The organism is uncultured Ruminococcus sp. (assembly GCF_947301925.1).
In the GTDB taxonomy this organism is placed as follows: Bacteria; Bacillota; Clostridia; order Oscillospirales; family Ruminococcaceae; genus Ruminococcus.
In genome coordinates, this window is the sequence record NZ_CAMYUE010000004.1 from 40457 (window position 1) to 59022 (window position 18566).

Genomic DNA, 18566 nt, shown 5'->3' on the forward strand with positions numbered 1-18566 from the left:
TGCGAAGAAAATCAACAATTTTGTGCTGATTTTCGGCGGAACTCCACCTGTCCGCATTGCAATTTGCGCAGATATGTGGTATACTTGACAGAGATGAATTATATCGGGGAGTGAACGGCAATTGATCCTTCTTACGGCACAGAACATATCAAAGACATACATGGAGCGAAAGGTGCTTGACAATGTGTCCTTCTTTCTGAACGAAGGCGACAAGGTAGGCGTCATAGGCATAAACGGCACAGGCAAGTCCACCCTGCTGAGGATACTTGCAGGTGTGGAGGAGGCCGACAGCGGCGAGGTCATAAGGACGGGCGGCATAAGGATATCCTACCTGCCCCAGATACCCGAATTCGACGACAGGGGCAGCGTGCTGTCACAGGTGCTGGCGCATCTGCCCGATGACCTGAAGGAGGCCAAGGAGTACGAGGCCCGTTCGGTGCTGGCAAAGCTGGGAGTCACTGATTTTGACCGTGATATCAGCACTCTTTCGGGAGGCGAGAAGCGCCGTGCAGGCATTGCCGCCGCACTGGTGCAGCCCAGCGACGTGCTGCTTCTTGACGAGCCCACCAACCACATCGACAACGAGACCGCGCAGCTCCTTGAGGATCTGCTCATGAAGTACCGCGGGGCTATCGTCATGGTAACTCATGACCGTTATTTCCTCAACAAGATATGCGGCAGGATAGCAGAGGTGGACAGGGGCAGCCTTTACGTCAGCGACGGCAACTACACCGATCACCTTGCGCGGAAGGCGCAGAGGGAGGCGGACGAGGCGGCTGCCGAGCGCAGGAACAGGAGCCTTTACCGTCGTGAGCTGGAATGGATAAGCAGAGGCGCCCGTGCAAGGGGAACCAAATCACGGGACAGGATAGAGCGATTCGAGGCGCTGAAGAACCGCGAGATACCTGAGGAGGCGGAGAAGCTGAAGCTTCAGTCCGTTTCCTCACGTCTGGGCAAAAAGACCATAGAGATAGAGAATATAAGCAAGTCCGTGGACGGAAAGCCCCTTATCACCGATTTTTCCTATATAGTATCCCGTGACGCAAGGATAGGCATAGTAGGCCGCAACGGCGCAGGCAAGAGCACCTTTCTGAAAATGCTGACGGGAGAGGTGAGACCCGACAGCGGCAGGATAGTTCTGGGCGACACCGTCAATATAAGCTACTTTTCCCAGGAGTGCGAGGCAATGGATCCCACACTCCGCGTCATCGACTATATAAGGGAGACCGCCGACAGGGTACAGACTCCCGACGGCACGGTGACAGCCTCACAGATGCTGGAGCGCTTCCTTTTCACACCCGAGCTACAATGGAACAGGATAGAGAAGCTCTCGGGCGGCGAGCGGAAAAGGCTGTATCTGCTGAAGATACTTATGACCGCGCCCAATATACTTCTCCTTGACGAGCCCACCAACGACCTTGACATAACCACCCTGACCATACTCGAGGACTACCTTGAGGGCTTCGGGGGAGCGGTCATAGCCGTGTCCCACGACAGGTACTTCCTTGACAAGACCGCCGAGGAGATATTCGAGTTCAGGGACGGCAGGTGCATAAGGTACAACGGCAATTACAGCGACTATGCGGAAAAGGCGCTTTCGGCGGCGTCGGAGTCCGACAAGCCCAGGAAAAAGACCGAAAAAAAGGAAAGGGTATACACAGGCAAGACAAAGCTGCGCTTTTCGTTCAAGGAGCAGAGGGAGTACGACACCATAGACGACGATATCGCTGAACTGGAGCAGGCCATAGCCGACACGGAAAAGGAAATGGCCGCCAACACCTCCGACTATGTGCGTTTGCAGGAGCTCTCCGACAAAAAGGAATCCCTGAGCAGGGAGCTTGACGAAAAAATGGAGCGCTGGGTATATCTCAACGACCTTGCGGAGCGCATAGAGCGCGGCGAGACTGTTTGAGGACGCTTCTTGACAAACGGTATTTCCCGTGATATACTTGATTTATCATTTTAGAAACGAGGTCAGCAGATGCTAAACCAATATCTTGAAAAGCTTGAGCGGAAATTCGGCCGCTTTGCAATATCCAACCTGATGCTGTACATTGTTCTGGGCATGGGAGTATTCGCCGTAGCGGACGTAATACTCACCACCAATCCCGACAACAACGTATTCCTGCTGGATATGATAAGATTCGACAAGGAAAAGATCATGCACGGCGAGGTATGGCGAGTCATCTCCTTTGTGCTTGAGCCCCCTGATCTGAATATGATATTCCTTGCCTTTGCCCTGTATTTCTACTGGATGATGGGCTCTGCACTGGAGCAGGCGTGGGGCAGCTTCCGGTTCAACATATTTTATTTTTCGGGAGTCATAGGCTGTATCATAGCAGGCTTCATACTGGGAAGCGCCACTAACTACTATCTGTATATCAGTCTTTTCATCGCCTTTGCCATACTTTATCCCGACGAGCAGATAATGCTGTTCTTCTTTATTCCCATAAAGGTGAAGTGGCTGGGACTTTTCTCAATATTGAGCCTTCTTGCGATGTTTATAGTCGGAGACTTCCAGACCAGGATATTCCTGCTGCTCTCACTTGTGAACCTGCTGCTGTTCTTCGGCAAGGATCTTGTGATGAAGGTCTTCTACTTCTTCAGGAGATACTACTACAAGTGGTTCAAAAACAAATAACAGCGTGCCCCGAAGCAGCAGCTTCGGGGCTTTTTTCAGCACATAGCTTTTTGGTATGTGTCTTATCCGCGGAGGGATTGACTAAAACTACGCACAATAGTATAATATAAACAGAACAAAAACGGAAGGCGGTGCATGATGAAGAAGCGGATATGGATATTGCCCCTGCTCACAGGAATACTGCTCCTTTGCGGAGCCGTCGGACTTGTGGCATACAATATGTATCAGAGCAATGCCGCCTTTGAGAAGTCGCAGGAGGTAATGACCGAGCTGAGGCAGCTCATACCCGAGCCCTCCGCCTATACGGGCACTGCCGCCGCAGGCACCGAGCCGCCCTCGGACGACCTTTTCGCACAGTATGAGGAGCCCACCACGGCGCCTCCCCCGGAGATGCACAACGTGACCGTAGACGGCGAGAACTACTGCGGATATATCACCCTTCCCACCCTCGGTCTGGAGCTCCCCGTAATGAGCGGCTGGAGCTATGAGCGTCTGAGGACGTCCCCCTGCCGCTACAGCGGCACCGTAGAGGGCAGGGATATGATAATCGCCGCCCACAACTACAACAGCCATTTCGGCCGTATAAAGGAGCTCTCGCAGGGCGACGAGATATGGTTCACAGACGCGGACGGCATACAGTACTGCTACCGTGTGGACTATACCGAGAACATAGACGGCTATGACGTAGATCAGATGTTCAGCGGACAGGCCTCCGACTGGGACATGACACTGTTCACTTGTACACTCAGCGGCCAGAGCCGCGTTACCGTAAGAGCCTCGATTATAACTGAAGAATAAGCAAAGCCCGCAGCAGTCAGGAGACCGCCGCGGGCTTATTGTTTTTATGCACAAACGAGCGCTATGCTTTTTGTGCAGACATACAAAGCTGAAAACTTTTTTCTGCTTATTCAACGGTTTTCGTTTGAATTTCAGCCTTTTCCTGCCCTCTTACAGAAGGCGTCATCAGTCCTTTGTGGGAAGCGAATCTATCTTGTGGAGCAGATACATCTGTATAGCCAGAGCGTCGTTTACAGTCATGCCGTCGAATTTTCCGGAGACATCGGCATACTTTCTGCCTTCTTCTGTGAGATGCCCCTTGGCTGTGCCTGTAAGTCCGTACTTGTTGGGGTTGGACAGAGCCTGCATGATGAGGATGGCGTCTGCCAGCTCGATGCTTCCGTCGCGGTTCACATCGCCGTAGAAGCCCCAGTCCCAGGGCCTCAGATCAACAGTGATATTCTTTGTCTCACCGTCTGCGGTAAACCTGAAGAATACAGGCTCGGGAGACGAATACTGTCTGCTGTAACCTGTAACGATCACAGCGTAAAGAACATCGGGTTCAAGATCCGTGAATACTCCTATGCTATCATCGGAGGTGGTAAAGCTGTTTATGAGCTTGCTTCTCATAGTAACATCGGAATGAGTGGGAGAATCGCCCAGCTCAGCGGGAATGCTGTAAAGCTGAACTGTCAGGCCTGACATGAGATTGCCCTTGAAGTCTTCTACCGCTACGCTTGCGGAGCACTTGGTTTTATAGTCAAAGGGATACAGCTTTATATCAACTTCCTTGTTTTCGCCGTTCTTGTCAAAGGTCACGAAAACGGGTTTGGGGCCGCCGTATTGCTTGCTGTGATCGGTAACGAGCACAGCGTAGGTGGCTTTGGGATCCAGGTTCTTTATCACGGTGCTTTCGGTTTCATTTGAGGAATGGCCTTCTCCTGCGATTACGCCCATTTCCCACAGATCTGGGGTACTGATATCCTCAGTTTTTCCGGCAAGCTCGTCGGGGATACGGATAACTCTGAATCCTGCGTAGGCAGGCTTTCCTGTCACGCCGTCGGTCACATTTATGCTGATGGAGCAGGGGTTGATGTCTGTGGGATACAGCTTCATCACAACGTCCTCTGTATCGCCCTTCTTGTCGAACACAACGATAGAGGAGGCCGCAGCGCCGTAGCGGTTGCTGCCCGATAATGCCACAACACCGTACTTCACATCGGGTTCAAGATCGTAAACGATAACGTAGTCGGCGTCTTCTTCGATCTTGCCCTTCTTGACAAGCTTGCACTTTTTCAGCATATCATCTGCGCTGAGAGAGCCTGCTTCGCTCATGAGCTCATCGGGAATGCGGACCACTTTGAACTCCGCGCCATCTGCGGTCCTGCCTGTCTCGGCGTCAAGAACAGATATCCTTGCGGAGCAGTCCTCATGATAGTCAAAGGGATACAGCTTTATGGTAACGTCCTTGGTATCGCCGTCCTTGTCGAAGGTTATGAATACGGGCTTTCCGCCGCCGTAGTACTTGCTTGCCGATACGCCGATAACAGCGTACTTGACGTATGGCTCAAGGCCTTCAACGGTAATGCTGCCGCTTTCGGGCATAGCGCCGTAAGAAGGCATATAACCGTTATATGTCGACTCGAAGCCAAGCTCCTCGGCCTTGTCCTCGATTTCCTCCCTTATACGTACCACCTGATATTCCACAGCTTCGGCGGGCTTGCCTGTTTGGCCGTCTATGACAGTAAGGTTCAGAGTGCAGTGTGTATCCGATGAGCCGTCTTTCTCAAAGAACAGACAGGGCTGACCGACAGTAACGCCGTCCTTGATCTCGATATCTGTGGATATACCGTCGGGGATAACGAAATCTTTGCCGAATATCTTCCTTACAGCCCTTGCCTTGTAGCCCTGAGCGTTAACGTAGTTATAACCGTCTTCTTTCATTGAGACCTGAACTACGTATTTTCCGTCGGGCATCTGAAGGTCATTGCTGCTCAGATCAAAATTGGCTTTATTTTTCAAGTCAAACAGACTGATGTCATAGAGCTTCGGATCCAGGGGCTTATATCCCTCGTATGTGCCGTCTGCGGGATCCACCTTCAGGTCTGTCCAGTCATAGACTGCCACATTTACGTTAGTCTTTCCGTCAGTGGGAACGGCATAGATAACGACATCCTTTTTGTCGCCGTTATTGGAGATATTGAAGCTTGTGTTCCTGTCGATGTGATAGCCCTCGGGCATATCCAGTATCTCCACCTCATACCACTGGAGCTGGCGGAGCTCCTTGAAGCTCCTGGTGGGCGTGTCCGTGGTATCCCATTCACCAAGGACAGTCCTTTCATTGAATGGATCCTTTACCAGTCTTGCCTTGACGTTCTTTACGGGCTCCCCGGTGATATAATCCACAACGGATATATCAGCCTTGCAGCCGTCCTTGATCTTTTCGGCTATTTCGGGCTTCATGCGGAAGTACAGATCGGTCTTCTCGGTGAGCTTGCCGTCCTTTACCTCTATATCCAGTCCCTTTTCCTTGTCGGGGAAAAAGATATCATCGAACATCTCGGAGGCAGTCTTTGCTATATCCATGTCCGAGGTTATGATCTCATAGTCGGGATCCTGGGGATACACCTTTATGGTGTACTTTCCGTCGGGAAGATACATATAGTCTCTCTGTGTCAGCGTCTCCGAAGTGAATAACTTGCCGTCCTTGTCGTAAACACAGACGGTGTAGGGATCATAGTATTCGGTGACGCCGCCGATCCAGCCGCCCTCCATAGGAGTTGCGCCGGACCAGTCTCCTGCGATGAAGTTTATGTCCTTCTTGGCGCTTGTGGGAACGGCTCTGATAATAATATCCTTGACTTCTCCGTCCTCGTCAAATGAAAAGAGCTTTGAACCAGAGACGGAATAGCCCGCCGGAATATTATTCAGCAAAAGACCATAAGTGAAGCCTTTTTGGAGTTGCGTGAAGGTCTTGACGGGTTCGTCTTTGGTGTTCCAGGATTCGATCATCGTGCTCGTACCCATTGGATTATCTTCTATCACGATATCGATCCCCTCGATGACCTTGCCTGTTATCATATCCACTACGGATATATTGGCTGTGCAGTACGTAAGCGCATCTGTTGCGGCAGTTGTATCTGCTGCTGTCACACAGAAGGACGGCTGAACGGCTGCGGTGTTTGCTGCGGCGAGCGTCAGTGCTGTGAGCGCCGCAAGTAGTTTGCTTGATCTCATTGTTTACCCCTCCTGATCAATATTTGGTAATATAACTATATCATTTCACGCGAACAATGTCAAGTGTATTTTGTTGATAATGCCTAAATATTCAGGAGAAACGGCAATAAAAAAGGCAGCCTGAGCTGCCTTTTCATAGCATTATGCAAAGAACATTTTTCTGAGTGCCACCATATCGAAGATATCTATCTCCCCGTCACCGTTTATATCGGCAAAGGCAGCCTGTTCCTCGGTGAGCTTTGTTCTTCCGCGGAGATATCTGCTGAGCAGTACATAGTCGCCTATGTTCAGCCTGTTGTCACCGTTGATATCGCCGGTTACGAGGTGCTCTGTGCCCGGCTCCGAGGTGCCGTCCTCAAGAGGTATGAATCTGATGTTATTATCGATGGCTCCGAGCTCAGCAGGCGAGCCGGAATAGCCGTGTATTGCAGGGCCTGCCGCACTGTAGAACTCATCGCCCGGGAGATCGTCGAGATACAGACCGGAACTGCTTGTCATAGTATTTCTTCCGCCATAGGGAAGGATCTCGATATATCTTACATCGGGCTTGCTGTTGTAGGGGTACTTGTTTTCGACATACAATGTCGGGAAGTTGCTGCGGAAATCGTCCCTCGGAGTGAAGGAGCGGTCATATATATAGATATCCTTCAGATGGTCAAGATTGGCGAAGGAGCATTTTCCGTCTGCCGAGAATAAATACAGTGTCTCGATATTGCAGTTATCATTAAGTGACAGATAGCTGCTGAGCTCTGCTCCCGCGGGGATAGTTGCCTTTTTAATCAGTGCCTCGGAGAAGTCCAGCATGGCTATTTTCTTTGTGTCCTTACGGAAGCTGAGCTCCTTTGTGTTCTTTACGATGCCTACGGCGATATCGCCGATATACTGTATCCCGTCCTCTGCCTCATATGCGTTGGTGCAGCCGTAGAATGCTCTCGGGTAAATATCGTCAGGGTAGTTGCTGAAGGTGACCTGCTGCAGCTCTGTACAGTTCTCAAAGGCGCTGGTTCCGATTATTCTGAGATTGTTGGGGAATACAATTGTCTTCAGGTTCTTCATGCCCCGGAAAGCACCTGCGTCAATGACAGTCACGGTGGCGGGGAGAATTACCTTCTCGATATTCTCACAGCCCAGGAAGGCGTTGCAGCCTATGGTGAAAACTCCGTCGGGCACCGTTACTTCCTTCTGGTCGTAGTATCTGGGGCAGCTTACAAGGGTGGTCATATCCTTTGTATAGAGTATACCGTCGGAGGCCGTCAGATTTCTGCTGTCCTCGCCTGTCTCAAAGTATGAGCAGTAATTGGTGACAACTAAAGAATCCAGATAAAGGGCTCTGTTGTCTTCCTCGTTGTATTGAGCGTTGTCCGATATGCGCAGCTTCTCCACAGGCACCTCTCCTCTGAAGGAGAATGCGGGGGAGACCTCCGTTACATTGATATCGCCGATCTTGTTCGCGATGACAACGTCCTTCTGCTGAGGATCAACGCGCTCCTCCGCAACAGCATAGTCTCCGAAAACGTTGTAGATGATGCCGTCCTGTTCCTTCTGAACAGCTTTCGTTCTTAAATCAAAATTCGGATCATTGCTGTATTCGTACTTGTACTCCTCATTGTCGGTGAGGCTGAATTCTCTGTTGTAGGCGGCCGCATAACGCAGAGCAGTTGAATTGTCGCTGCCGTATATGACGGTATTGAACTTCTCTGACTCCTCTGTTGGTTCGCCGTCGATACCTGAAATGTAGAGCTCGTCCTCGGGGATATCCTCGGTCCAGTACTGTGGTATAGTCCTTGCGGAGTCGGCTATCCTGCATTGTCTGTCGTAAATACAAACCATTTTCAGGTGCTTGCAGGCGGCAAGGGCATTATAACCTATTATACTGCCGTAGAAGTCCACACGCTCCACATGGTTGTCTATGGTGGCTACAAGGAGCCTTCCCATACATGATACCGTCTTTGGCACGGTTATGACCTTCAGTTCCTTGTTGTCGGAGAAGAGTGCCTCACAGGTACCTGTTGTACCCTCTATGATATCGCCGCGCTGTATATCGGGATCGGTGCCTACAGCCCAGTTCCCCACATAGTGTATGCCGTCGATCACCTGTACGCAGCCTGCGTTTTTGAAGGCGTTCATGCGGACAGATGAAACAAAGCCCGGTATATAGAAATTCTGGAGGTTCACGCAGTTTTCAAAGGCTCCTGCGCCTATCTCCCAAAGTGCGGGGGGCATATTGCTGCCTGTGGAGTGGAAATCCACCTCTGCCAGGCGCTCGCAGCCGTAGAAGGTGTGAGCCATAATGAACTTCATATCCTTTGAGAGCGTTACTTTCTGAAGGCGCTGGCAGCCTGCAAAGGCGCCTGCTCCCACCTCTGTTACATGGTCGGGGATATCTGCTTCCGTGAGTGCGCAGCAGCTTGCAAAGGCATAATCGCCTATGATCTCGGTCTCCTCGGGGATATTCAGCTCGGTGAGTGCTTCTGCGGACACAGCTCCCACAAGGGTGCGCATATCCTTTGAGAATATCATGTTGTCGCTAACCGTATAATACGGGTTATCCTCGGGAATGATAACTTCTTCGAGATTGTCGCAGTAGTAGTCGTCCCTGGTGAGGAAGCGGATATTCTTTGAGAGAGTCAGCTTCTTCAGTGACTTGCAGTCCGCAAGAGGTGTGTCAAAAAGAGCTATTACAGGCAGATCACGGATAGTCTCCGGAATTGTCAGCTCTTCCATTGTGCGGGTGCCTTCCTTGACACCGTTGAGTATGGCGAAGCCGTCATATAACCCATAGAAGAACTGATCGTCCTCCAGCCTGATGACAGGCAGGTCGGGATCAATATCCTCCAGTGAGAAGTCCCTGTCTGAGGGTATGACGGGTGTCTCCGCAGCAATTGCCGCAGGGACGGGGAATGCCGGGTATGCTGTTCCGCCGATGAGGGTGAGGGCGGTCAGCGCGGAAATAAATCCTTTCATAGTAGTTTCCTCCCATATCCGAAAATATATACTTAAATTATATCAGTCTTTCGGCGATATGTCAATAAAACGCGGAAAAGTGTACATTTCACGCACAAAAACAACACTTCGCGTATACATACTTGATTTTTATATAGTTTTAATATATAATATAATTTATACATTTGCGGCTGTCGGAGCTTCTCCCACGGTCGTATGATCCGAAAAGGGATATTGAAATGGACCGACTTATAGATAAAATTATGGAAAAGCTTCTCGGCGGCGGCTGGGTCGGTGAGGAGAACGCGGAGATAGTGCGCTACGGGCTGGAGCTCAACGTCATGAAGGCGCTTATCTCGGCAGCTATGCTGGCGGCGGCCTTTATAATGAGGAGCGCACCTGCGGTCATAGCCTTCATGCTGGCCTATCCTCCCATGCGGAGCTGCTGCGGCGGCTTTCACGCAAGGACGAGGACAGCCTGCTTCATATCTTCTATGCTGATACTGGCGGCTGTGATAGCTGCTTCAAAGCTTATAAAGGGCGATGCTGCTCTGTTCCCTGCCATTGCGCTCTGCGCTGCGGGAGCCGTGCTGGTATTGCTGCTTGCTCCTGTGGCGGCAGCAAACAAGCCCTTCGACGATGTGGAGCGCAGGGTATTCAGGAGAAGATCCCTTATAGTCACAGCCATAGCCGCGGCTGTAACTGCGGCGCTTGCACTTGCAGGCGCATACGGCCTCATGCTTTCGGTATCTCTGGCGGTATTCTTTACGGGAGCTTTCCTTGCGGTGGGAAGGCTCAGCGGCAGGAAAGGAGCGGTATAATTGATAAGTATTGCAATATGCGACGACGACAAGGAAATGATAGACGCAATAAACAGCTGTATTCTCGAATACAGCAGGGAACACTCGGTAGAATATGACGTTCACAGCTTCAGAGGCGGAGAAAAACTCCTTGAAAACAAGGGGAGCTTCGACCTTATATTCCTGGACATAGAAATGGGAGGCATCGACGGCCTAAGAACTGCCCAGCTCTTCCGCGAGATGGACAAGAAGGCAAGGATAGTCTATGTCACCAATCACTCGGAGTACGCCCTCCGCAGCTATGCGGTACACCCCTTTGACTTTGTGGTCAAGCCATTTGAGAAGGAGCGGATATTCAGCGTCCTTGACGAGCTTTCACGGTATCTCTCGGAGAACGCCGAAAAGGAGGCTGTCATACAGCTGAAGGGCGAGGACGGCCCTCTGCTGCTGAACCTCCGCAATATATACGCTTTTGAGTACACGGGGAACAGACGCATAACCGTGTATACCAAGTCCGAGAAATACTGCATAAGAGGCAGCCTTTCGGATATATTCTCCCTTATCAATTCCGAGAGCTTCGTTTCGCCCCACAAGAGCTTTATTGTAAATATGGAGCACATAGACAAGCTCAACAACTTCACACTATACACCACTAACGGCATCGAAGTACCCGTTGCACAGAAAAAACTCAAGGAGTTCCACAACGAGTTCAGCCGTTTCATCAAGAATTATATCAGGCAGGGATGAGATATGGAATTTATAGTACACGCGGCAATAGCAATAGGATTTTTCATATACGCATTCGTAATATTCGATAAGATATACAGCTCAAAGAAGTTCCGGCTGCTCCCGAAGATACTCTTTATAGCGGGAGCCTCGCTGGTGATAGCTCTTGCGGATACCTTCCGCATACCGCTGCTGAATTCGCTGATGAGCTTCGTCTCCCTGCTGATAATGAACAATCTGTTCTACAAGCCCGAGGGCAAAGCGTATATCATATATGACGCCATGCTCACCATAATCTCCGTTATCGTGGAAATGCTGGCGGTGCTGTTGCTGGCCTTCTCCATAGGCGTATCCACGGAGATAATGCTGGACACTCCGAACCTGCTGGCGGCCTCTGCCATACTGTACAGCATCGTCATGATAGCCGTTGCAAAGAGCTTCCTGCTGCTGGTGTCGGGCAAGGGAATGAACAATATCAGGACTCATGAGTTCATCATGTTCCTGGTGCTCATCATAGGAGAGATACTGCTCCTCCACTTCCTCAACGATATCATCATATCCTCAAAGTCAAGGTACGAGATAGTGATTATCCTCCTCACCTTCCTTGCGCTGGATCTGTATCTGGCATATCTGCTCAGGACTATTTCCAAGGCATATCAGACGGAAAAGGAGCTTGAGCTGGTAACTCAGCAGTCAATGCTCCAGCTCAATGCCTACAACGAGCTCAACGAGAAGTACGCAGCTTCCAGAAGGGTAATACACGACGTCAGGAAGCATATATCCTCCCTGGAAGGCCTTATCAACGCCAACAGAGCCGATGAGGCGGAGCGCTACAAGGATCTGCTCAATGCAGAGCTCAACAAGCTCATGCCCCGCTTTGAGTGCGACAGTCCCATTCTCACCGTGGTCATCAACAACAAGCTTGATGCCGCCGAGAAAAAGAACGTTGACTTCAGGGTGGACGCGGAGTTCACAAGGATAGACTTTATTTCCAATCTTGATATCACCGCCATATTCTCAAATATGCTGGACAACGCCTTTGAGGCCTGTGCGGAGCTCCCCGAGGAGAACCGCAGGGTATGGCTGTCAATAACAAGGCGTAATTACTTCGTTTTCATATATCTTGAAAACAGTTACTCTGCTGTAACGCCGGATCCCGAGAAAGGCTTCAGGAGCACCAAGAAGCTCCATCAGGGCATCGGCCTTTCAAATATAAGGAGCGCCTGCGAAAAGTACCGCGGAAGCTTCAATGCACATACAGAGGATGGTATGTTCATCACCGAGGTGCTCATACCCATACCCGACGGAGAGAGCAGCGTCAGCTTCTCCGATAACGACATTTTCTGAGGCTGTGAAAGTATAAAAATGCAAATAGGCGGCGTTTAGTGCAAAGTTATTGACTTTTGCAAAATCAGAAATATAATATAATTAGGCGTCGACCCGAAGGTGCCCGCACATCATTTAGTCAGGAGGTATTCTTAATCATGAAGAAAACCGGGAACACTGTCAAGGCAAAAATAATGAAATCTATCGTATCAAGATCGGTTAAGGCCGCAGAGCAGAATGCCAATTCGGCTTGTGCATGGTGGCTCAACCAGCTTGACCCCCCAAAGGATCTCAGAAAACTCAGAAAATTCTAATCATTACTTATCATAATACATATTACAATAACTGCAATAATAACATTCTCTAAACTAACTTGCTAAGATTCTCTTTACTATCCCCATAACAGTCACAGCAACAGACGCGTATGTCTATCCATGGTACGCCGATTAACAATTATCGCAACAATGCTGCCTACAGCAAGACCTGCCACCAGTATCAGCTAAAACTCCGTCATATATTCAGTGCTATTCCTGAAAATTGATCGATCGGACAGGCAGATGACTGCGCAGTCACCTTTTCGGGCGACGGACCTAATTCAGGGCATTCGGTCATGTTATTGCGAGTGACTGCACATGGTATCATTTCGGATACCGCCTGAACGCTTGATCGCACCAACAGCTTTCATAACATATATCATATCCCCTAAACGGAAAAAATCACCTGCCTTCAATAAGGAGGCAGACGGTTTTTCCCGTCACCCTCTCTTTTTGATGATGATCATTGTTATGTCATTACTCATTCGGAACAAACAGTGAACTTTTAACTTTCAGATCTCTCTTAAATAAACCATCTCTATAAAACGCTTGAAAGTATTTTTTCAGAATTTCCTTTCATCGCTTGTTTCGCAGTAAATCATACAGTGATTTTTCATATGGGGAGTCCCGCTTCAACTCCCCCGTGAAGGAGTCCGTTCACAGCTGGAACGGACTCCTTTACTTTTATATGGCGGCCGCAGTCTCTGTTTCACGCTGCTGTCACTGTTTTGTCACCGTCCGTTCATAGATATATCTTGACTTTTTTTACCGTAAATGATAAAATATTATCTGTTTAGTGATGTAAAAAATGCACCCGAAAAAGCGTTATATCTGCTTATGAGTACGGAGTGCAAGGAGATTTTGGAGGAATATCATGAAACATTACCTTGAATCCACCGATAACGTCCTGAAAGAGGTCGAGAGCTCGGCTTCGGGACTTACAGCCGAAGAAGCTGCAAAGCGCCTTGAAAAGGTGGGCGCCAATAAGCTGGACGAGCCGCCCAAGCCTACCCTGCTGGCAAGGTTCCTGGAACAGTTCAAGAACCCCATGATAATCGTGCTTATCGCCGCAGCGGTGATATCAGCAATAACGGGTATCATATCCGAGGGCAAGCTGGAAGCGGACGTATTCATTATCCTGTTCGTTGTGCTGGCAAACGCAGTTCTCGGCGTATACCAGGAGAATAAGGCGGAATCCGCTATTGAAGCCCTTCAGGCTATGAGCGCCGCACAGAGCAAGGTCTACCGTTCGGGAGAGCTTGTGGTGATACCCAGCTCGGAGCTGGTGCCCGGCGACGTAATCGCCCTTGAAGCAGGCGACAATGTGCCTGCGGACTGCCGTATACTCGAAGCAGCAGCCCTCAAGGCGGAGGAATCGGCCCTTACAGGCGAGAGCGTTCCCTCGGAAAAGGACAGCGCTGTCCTCAGCGGCGAGGAGGTGCCTCTGGGCGACAGAAAGAATATGCTCTATATGGGCAGCAGTGTCGCCTACGGCCGTGCTGAAGCCGTTGTAGTGGCTACGGGAATGAAGACCGAGATGGGCAAGATAGCAGGCGCTATCGCAGACGCTGACGACGACGAGACTCCTCTCCAGAAGAGCCTGGATCAGCTCAGCAAGATACTCTCTGTGGCAGTTCTCGTTATCTGCGTTATCATTCTTCTGCTCAATATCGTTCAGATGCTGGTGAAGAACGGTTCCATAACACTTCCCGGCTTCCTTGAATCCTTCATGATAGCCGTCAGCCTTGCTGTTGCCGCTATCCCCGAGGGACTTGCGGCAGTCGTTACCGTTGTTCTCTCCATCGGCGTTACCAATATGTCAAAGCGCGGTGCTATCATACGCCGTCTTACAGCCGTTGAGGCTCTGGGCTGCGCTGAGGTCATCTGCTCAGACAAGACAGGTACCCTCACACAGAACAAGATGACTGTGGTACATGAGAACACCGACGACAAGGAGCTCCTTGCAAAGGCTATGGCGCTCTGCTGCGACGCACAGCTCAATTCCGACGATACCGTCACAGGCGAGCCCACAGAGGCTGCGCTGGTGGCATATGCGCATAAATGCGGACTCAAAAAGTACGAGCTTGAAGCTGCGGCTCCCAGAGTTGCAGAGGCTCCGTTTGATTCGCTGAGAAAGATGATGTCAACTGTACACAAGACCGACAAGGGCTATGTGCAGTACACCAAGGGCGCTCCCGACGAGGTGCTGAAGAACTGCACACATATGGTCAAGGAGGGCGGCGTCCGCATAATGACCGAGTCCGACAGGCTGGAGATACTCCGCAGAAACAAGGAAATGGCGGATCAGGCTCTGAGAGTCCTGCTTGCGGCTTACCGCGAGTACGATGAGCTTCCTTCCGATATCTCACCCGAGGGGCTGGAGCACGACCTTATCTACATCGGCATGACAGGTATGATAGACCCTGTCCGTCCCGAGGTAAAGGACGCTATCGGCCTCTGCCGCACAGCGGGCATACGTCCCGTTATGATAACAGGCGACCACAGGGATACCGCCGTTGCTATCGCAAAGGAGCTTGGTATCCTTGAAAAGGGTCAGCAGGCATTGACAGGCGCGGAGCTCTCCAAGATACCCGATGACGAGTTCAACGAGCACGTCGGCGACTACAGCGTATACGCCCGTGTACAGCCCGAGCATAAGGTGCGCATAGTAAACGCATGGCGCAAGAAGGGCATGACCACGGCTATGACAGGCGACGGCGTAAACGACGCTCCTTCCATAAAGAGCGCTGATATCGGCGTCGGTATGGGTATCACAGGTACAGACGTTACCAAGAACGTGGCCGATATGGTACTTACTGACGACAACTTCGCAACTATCGTAGGCGCTGTGGAAGAGGGCAGACGTATATACGACAATATCCGCAAGGCTATACAGTTCCTGCTCTCAAGCAACCTCAGCGAGGTGCTCTGCATACTCATTGCAACACTGGGTCTGGGCAAGCTCACAGGCGGCTCATTCGTAATATTCAATCCCGTGCATCTGCTGTGGATAAACCTTATCTCGGACTGCTTCCCCGCCATCGCGCTGGGCATGGAGCCTGCCGAGAGCGGTATAATGTCCCGCAAGCCGAGAAGCAGCAAGTCCCATATCTTCTCTGACGGTCTGGGCATAAATCTGCTGTGGCAGGGTACTGTCATCGCAGCTCTCACCCTTGTTTCCTATGTTATAGGATATCAGAACGAGGGTCACGGCGCAGGCATGACAATGGCGTTCATCACTCTCTGCGTATGCGAGATGCTACACGCATGGAACATGAGAAGCCTCAAGGGCTCAATATTCACAATGAAGAAGCACAACATCGTGCTTATCGGTGCCATTGCACTTTCGGCAGTTCTGACGATACCCGTGCTCTTTATCCCTGCACTGAGAGATATATTCTCACTGTCTGCACTTTCCGGCATGGATTACCTGTGGGCATTCCTCGCAGGCGCCTGCATAGTTCCTATCGTTGAGATAGTGAAGTTCTTCCAGCGTGCAGCTGATAAAAAGTGAGCAGAACCAGGATCATAGGGGCGCACAGTATGCGCCCGTTCGGATAAACAGATTTATGTGTGCGGACGCCCGATGGGCGTCCCTGCATTTTTTATTATGCATTGAATAAGAGGTGTTACCATGAGACTCAGACCATACATACCAAGCCACGATTTCGACGCAATAAAGAACTGGGTCACAGACGAGCGCACCAACGCACTGTGGAGCGCAAAGCATGCTCCCTTTCCCATGGAGAGGGCTGCCTTTGACCGCTTTCTCGCGGATATGTACGAAAAGCACGGGGACTGTCCCTTTGTTGCCGCAACAGACGACGGAACGGTGGTGGGCTTCATATGCTGCGGCATAAATACGGAAAGCAATGAGGCCATGCTGGCGTTTGTGCTGATAGACCCCATGCAGCGCGGAAAGGGCTATGGCAAAGAGATGATAGAGCTTGCCGCGGAGTATTGCCTCGGGATAATGAAGGCGGAGGCGGTTCAGCTCAACGTCTTTACCGTCAATGAAAGGGCGCGTAAGTGCTACGAAAGCGCAGGCTTCACCGAGAGACATACAACTCCCGACGCCTTTCCCTGCGGCGACGAGCTCTGGGGCAGGTGCAATATGGTGAAAAGGAAGAAATAATACGAAAGCGGCACAGTAGATACTGTGCCGCTTTTAACTATATCATGTTTTATTTAAGGGTGTAGCTCTCGCCGTTTACAAGAAGGGTTATGCTTTCAGCGCCTGTGTAGTCAATGCTGGGGAAGGTCATCCATGTACTGCACTGTCCTGCGTCAAAGGCCTCTCCCTCTGTATCGCAGTAGCTGTAGCCAAGATCCTTCGGCTCATACTCCTCGCCGTCAACGCAGAGCACGAAGCCGCCTGCGAATCTGTGCCAGTAGGTGTCGAATTTGTCCATCACTTCATAGTAGTCTGTTGCGCCGCCTGCAAGGTCTGTGCCGAGGAAGTCGTACTTCACCTTGAGGAGAGTTTCATATGCGCCGAAATCCGCATAGAACAGGTCGTAGTCTATGCCGTTGTCCAGAAGGTCTATACCGTAGTAATACTCGGAGTGTGTCTCCTTCAGTGCCTGATGAGGCACTGTGAAGCGGAATTCCATATTCACGTCATAGTCAAACTGCCTGTTGGCGGGATCTGACTCGAAGCTTATCTGCTTTACCGCAGCAATTACCTCCTCCTCGTTTATCATGAATGCCGAGGGACCGTCCATGCAGACGTGGTACATATTGTTTACGTCGGGATCCTTTTCTCCCCAGCCGTCACACATAGCGTATTCGTCAAGGCGGTTCAGGTAGGTGTCCTCGTCCAGAACGTATGCAAAGAGGTGGAGCCTGTCGTTCTTCTCGGCCAGCTCCTCGTCGTTGACGGTGACCTCAAAGAGGAGCTTCGGCGCAGACTGATCGCCTGTTACGGAGTCAAGCAGCACCGTGAAGGCGCCGTCGGACTGATCCTGACCGATCTCGCAGTAGTGACCCTGGTCGATAATTTCTGCGGTGACTTCGTCCTTGCCGAAGAACCTGCGGAAGCTGTCTCCGAGAGGACCGTAGCCCATAGCCGATGCGGCTGTGCCCGAGATGATAACGCAGGCAGCAGCAGCTCCGATGAATTTGCCTATTATATTTCTTTTCTTTGTTCCTGTCATAGTGATATTCCTTTCTGTACCGGGAGAGGACTTTGCCTTTTTCAGCATTTCCTCAGCCGTCAGGGTGAAATGTTTATCACATACGTCGTCCATTGCTTTTCTGTACTCAGTGTTTTTCACAGCCAGTCTTCCTTTCTCAGCGTCTTTTTCAGCTTGTCCCTGCCGCGTTTCAGCCTTGTCTTTACGGTGGCGTCGGGCAGGTCAAGAACCTTTGCTATCTCCGTTATGCTGTAATCCTCATAGTAGAACAGGTGAAGGGGCACCCTGTATTTCTCGGGAAGCTTCATCACCTCTGCAAGGAGCTCGTTGAGCTCATGGTGCTCCTCCGAGGGAAGATCCTCGGGGATAGGCGAGGAGGAGATATGTTTCCTGCTTCGGAAATGGTTGTTGCAGCTGTTTATTGCAACTCTGATGAGCCATGCCTTCATGTGCTCGTCGGAGTCAAAACTGCCGTCGTATGTGTATAGCTTTATAAAGGTATCCTGCGACAGCTCGGAGGCGTCGTCGTGATCCCGCACATAGCTGAATATGACGGAATACACCGTGTTTTTTAACTTGTCATAAGCTGACATGAATTTTTCATCAGTCATAATCATGGTCTTCCTTCTTGAAACGTTTCATGCTGTCCGTAAGGACCTTTACACCC

General features: G+C 50.7%; 13 protein-coding genes. 9 read left to right on the plus strand and 4 right to left on the minus strand.

Annotation, left to right across the window (positions count from 1 at the left end; all coding sequences use genetic code 11):
• The first annotated feature begins 121 nt into the window (after nucleotides 1-121).
• The 3 genes from Q0Y65_RS06990 to Q0Y65_RS07000 all read left to right on the plus strand — a co-directional run bounded on the left by Q0Y65_RS06990 (nucleotide 122) and on the right by Q0Y65_RS07000 (nucleotide 3439).
• Complete coding sequence (locus Q0Y65_RS06990) at nucleotides 122-1912, plus strand: ABC-F family ATP-binding cassette domain-containing protein (protein ID WP_297958466.1); 1791 nt, start codon at nucleotides 122-124, stop codon at nucleotides 1910-1912.
• Between the two features lie 69 nt (nucleotides 1913-1981).
• Nucleotides 1982-2641, plus strand: coding sequence for a rhomboid family intramembrane serine protease (locus tag Q0Y65_RS06995; protein WP_297958467.1), 660 nt, complete (start codon nucleotides 1982-1984; stop codon nucleotides 2639-2641).
• A 135-nt stretch (nucleotides 2642-2776) separates the two neighbouring features.
• The gene (locus Q0Y65_RS07000) at nucleotides 2777-3439 is read left to right on the plus strand and encodes a sortase (RefSeq protein ID WP_297958468.1); all 663 of its coding nucleotides are present in this window, start codon (nucleotides 2777-2779) and stop codon (nucleotides 3437-3439) included.
• Nucleotides 3440-3604: 165 nt separating this feature from the next.
• Here Q0Y65_RS07000 and Q0Y65_RS07005 read toward each other — a convergent pair whose 3' ends face one another.
• Nucleotides 3605-6655: a dockerin type I repeat-containing protein gene (locus Q0Y65_RS07005; protein ID WP_297958469.1), complete on the minus strand. Its 3051-nt coding sequence runs from the start codon at nucleotides 6653-6655 to the stop codon at nucleotides 3605-3607.
• Between the two features lie 141 nt (nucleotides 6656-6796).
• Entirely contained in the window at nucleotides 6797-9619 is a 2823-nt protein-coding gene (locus Q0Y65_RS07010) for a leucine-rich repeat protein (RefSeq protein WP_297958470.1), read from the minus strand.
• A gap of 218 nt (nucleotides 9620-9837) precedes the next feature.
• Between Q0Y65_RS07010 and Q0Y65_RS07015 the strand changes: the two genes are divergently transcribed.
• From Q0Y65_RS07015 to Q0Y65_RS07040, 6 genes are all read left to right on the plus strand, one after another.
• Nucleotides 9838-10419 (plus strand): accessory gene regulator B family protein, encoded by a 582-nt coding sequence (locus Q0Y65_RS07015; RefSeq protein WP_297958471.1) that lies wholly within the window; start codon nucleotides 9838-9840, stop codon nucleotides 10417-10419.
• Nucleotides 10420-11145: a LytTR family DNA-binding domain-containing protein gene (locus Q0Y65_RS07020; RefSeq protein WP_297958472.1), complete on the plus strand. Its 726-nt coding sequence runs from the start codon at nucleotides 10420-10422 to the stop codon at nucleotides 11143-11145.
• Nucleotides 11146-11148: 3 nt separating this feature from the next.
• Nucleotides 11149-12471: a sensor histidine kinase gene (locus Q0Y65_RS07025; RefSeq protein WP_297958473.1), complete on the plus strand. Its 1323-nt coding sequence runs from the start codon at nucleotides 11149-11151 to the stop codon at nucleotides 12469-12471.
• Between the two features lie 137 nt (nucleotides 12472-12608).
• Nucleotides 12609-12764, plus strand: a complete 156-nt coding sequence (locus Q0Y65_RS07030; RefSeq protein ID WP_297958474.1) for a cyclic lactone autoinducer peptide — start codon at nucleotides 12609-12611, stop codon at nucleotides 12762-12764.
• A gap of 874 nt (nucleotides 12765-13638) precedes the next feature.
• Nucleotides 13639-16278: a cation-translocating P-type ATPase gene (locus Q0Y65_RS07035; RefSeq protein ID WP_297958475.1), complete on the plus strand. Its 2640-nt coding sequence runs from the start codon at nucleotides 13639-13641 to the stop codon at nucleotides 16276-16278.
• A gap of 120 nt (nucleotides 16279-16398) precedes the next feature.
• Entirely contained in the window at nucleotides 16399-16899 is a 501-nt protein-coding gene (locus Q0Y65_RS07040; RefSeq protein WP_297958476.1) for a GNAT family N-acetyltransferase, read from the plus strand.
• Between the two features lie 49 nt (nucleotides 16900-16948).
• Here Q0Y65_RS07040 and Q0Y65_RS07045 read toward each other — a convergent pair whose 3' ends face one another.
• Nucleotides 16949-18040 carry a DUF4179 domain-containing protein gene (locus Q0Y65_RS07045; RefSeq protein WP_297958477.1) on the minus strand — a complete coding sequence of 364 codons (1092 nt, stop codon included), beginning with the start codon at nucleotides 18038-18040 and terminating at the stop codon, nucleotides 16949-16951.
• Nucleotides 18037-18510, minus strand: a complete 474-nt coding sequence (locus Q0Y65_RS07050) for an RNA polymerase sigma factor (protein ID WP_297958478.1) — start codon at nucleotides 18508-18510, stop codon at nucleotides 18037-18039. The genes Q0Y65_RS07045 and Q0Y65_RS07050 overlap by 4 nt, the downstream gene beginning before the upstream one ends.
• Between the last annotated feature and the right edge of the window lie 56 nt (nucleotides 18511-18566).

What these genes read in the sequence shown, in the direction of transcription:
- Q0Y65_RS07040 (WP_297958476.1), top strand. Translation starts at nt 16,399, where the DNA reads ATGAGACTCAGACCATACATACCAAGCCACGATTTCGACGCAATAAAG.
- Q0Y65_RS07000 (WP_297958468.1), top strand. Translation starts at nt 2,777, where the DNA reads ATGATGAAGAAGCGGATATGGATATTGCCCCTGCTCACAGGAATACTG.
- Q0Y65_RS07005 (WP_297958469.1), bottom strand. Translation starts at nt 6,655, where the DNA reads ATGAGATCAAGCAAACTACTTGCGGCGCTCACAGCACTGACGCTCGCC.
- Q0Y65_RS07035 (WP_297958475.1), top strand. Translation starts at nt 13,639, where the DNA reads ATGAAACATTACCTTGAATCCACCGATAACGTCCTGAAAGAGGTCGAG.
- Q0Y65_RS06995 (WP_297958467.1), top strand. Translation starts at nt 1,982, where the DNA reads ATGCTAAACCAATATCTTGAAAAGCTTGAGCGGAAATTCGGCCGCTTT.
- Q0Y65_RS07010 (WP_297958470.1), bottom strand. Translation starts at nt 9,619, where the DNA reads ATGAAAGGATTTATTTCCGCGCTGACCGCCCTCACCCTCATCGGCGGA.
- Q0Y65_RS07025 (WP_297958473.1), top strand. Translation starts at nt 11,149, where the DNA reads ATGGAATTTATAGTACACGCGGCAATAGCAATAGGATTTTTCATATAC.
- Q0Y65_RS07015 (WP_297958471.1), top strand. Translation starts at nt 9,838, where the DNA reads ATGGACCGACTTATAGATAAAATTATGGAAAAGCTTCTCGGCGGCGGC.
- Q0Y65_RS07030 (WP_297958474.1), top strand. Translation starts at nt 12,609, where the DNA reads ATGAAGAAAACCGGGAACACTGTCAAGGCAAAAATAATGAAATCTATC.
- Q0Y65_RS07050 (WP_297958478.1), bottom strand. Translation starts at nt 18,510, where the DNA reads ATGACTGATGAAAAATTCATGTCAGCTTATGACAAGTTAAAAAACACG.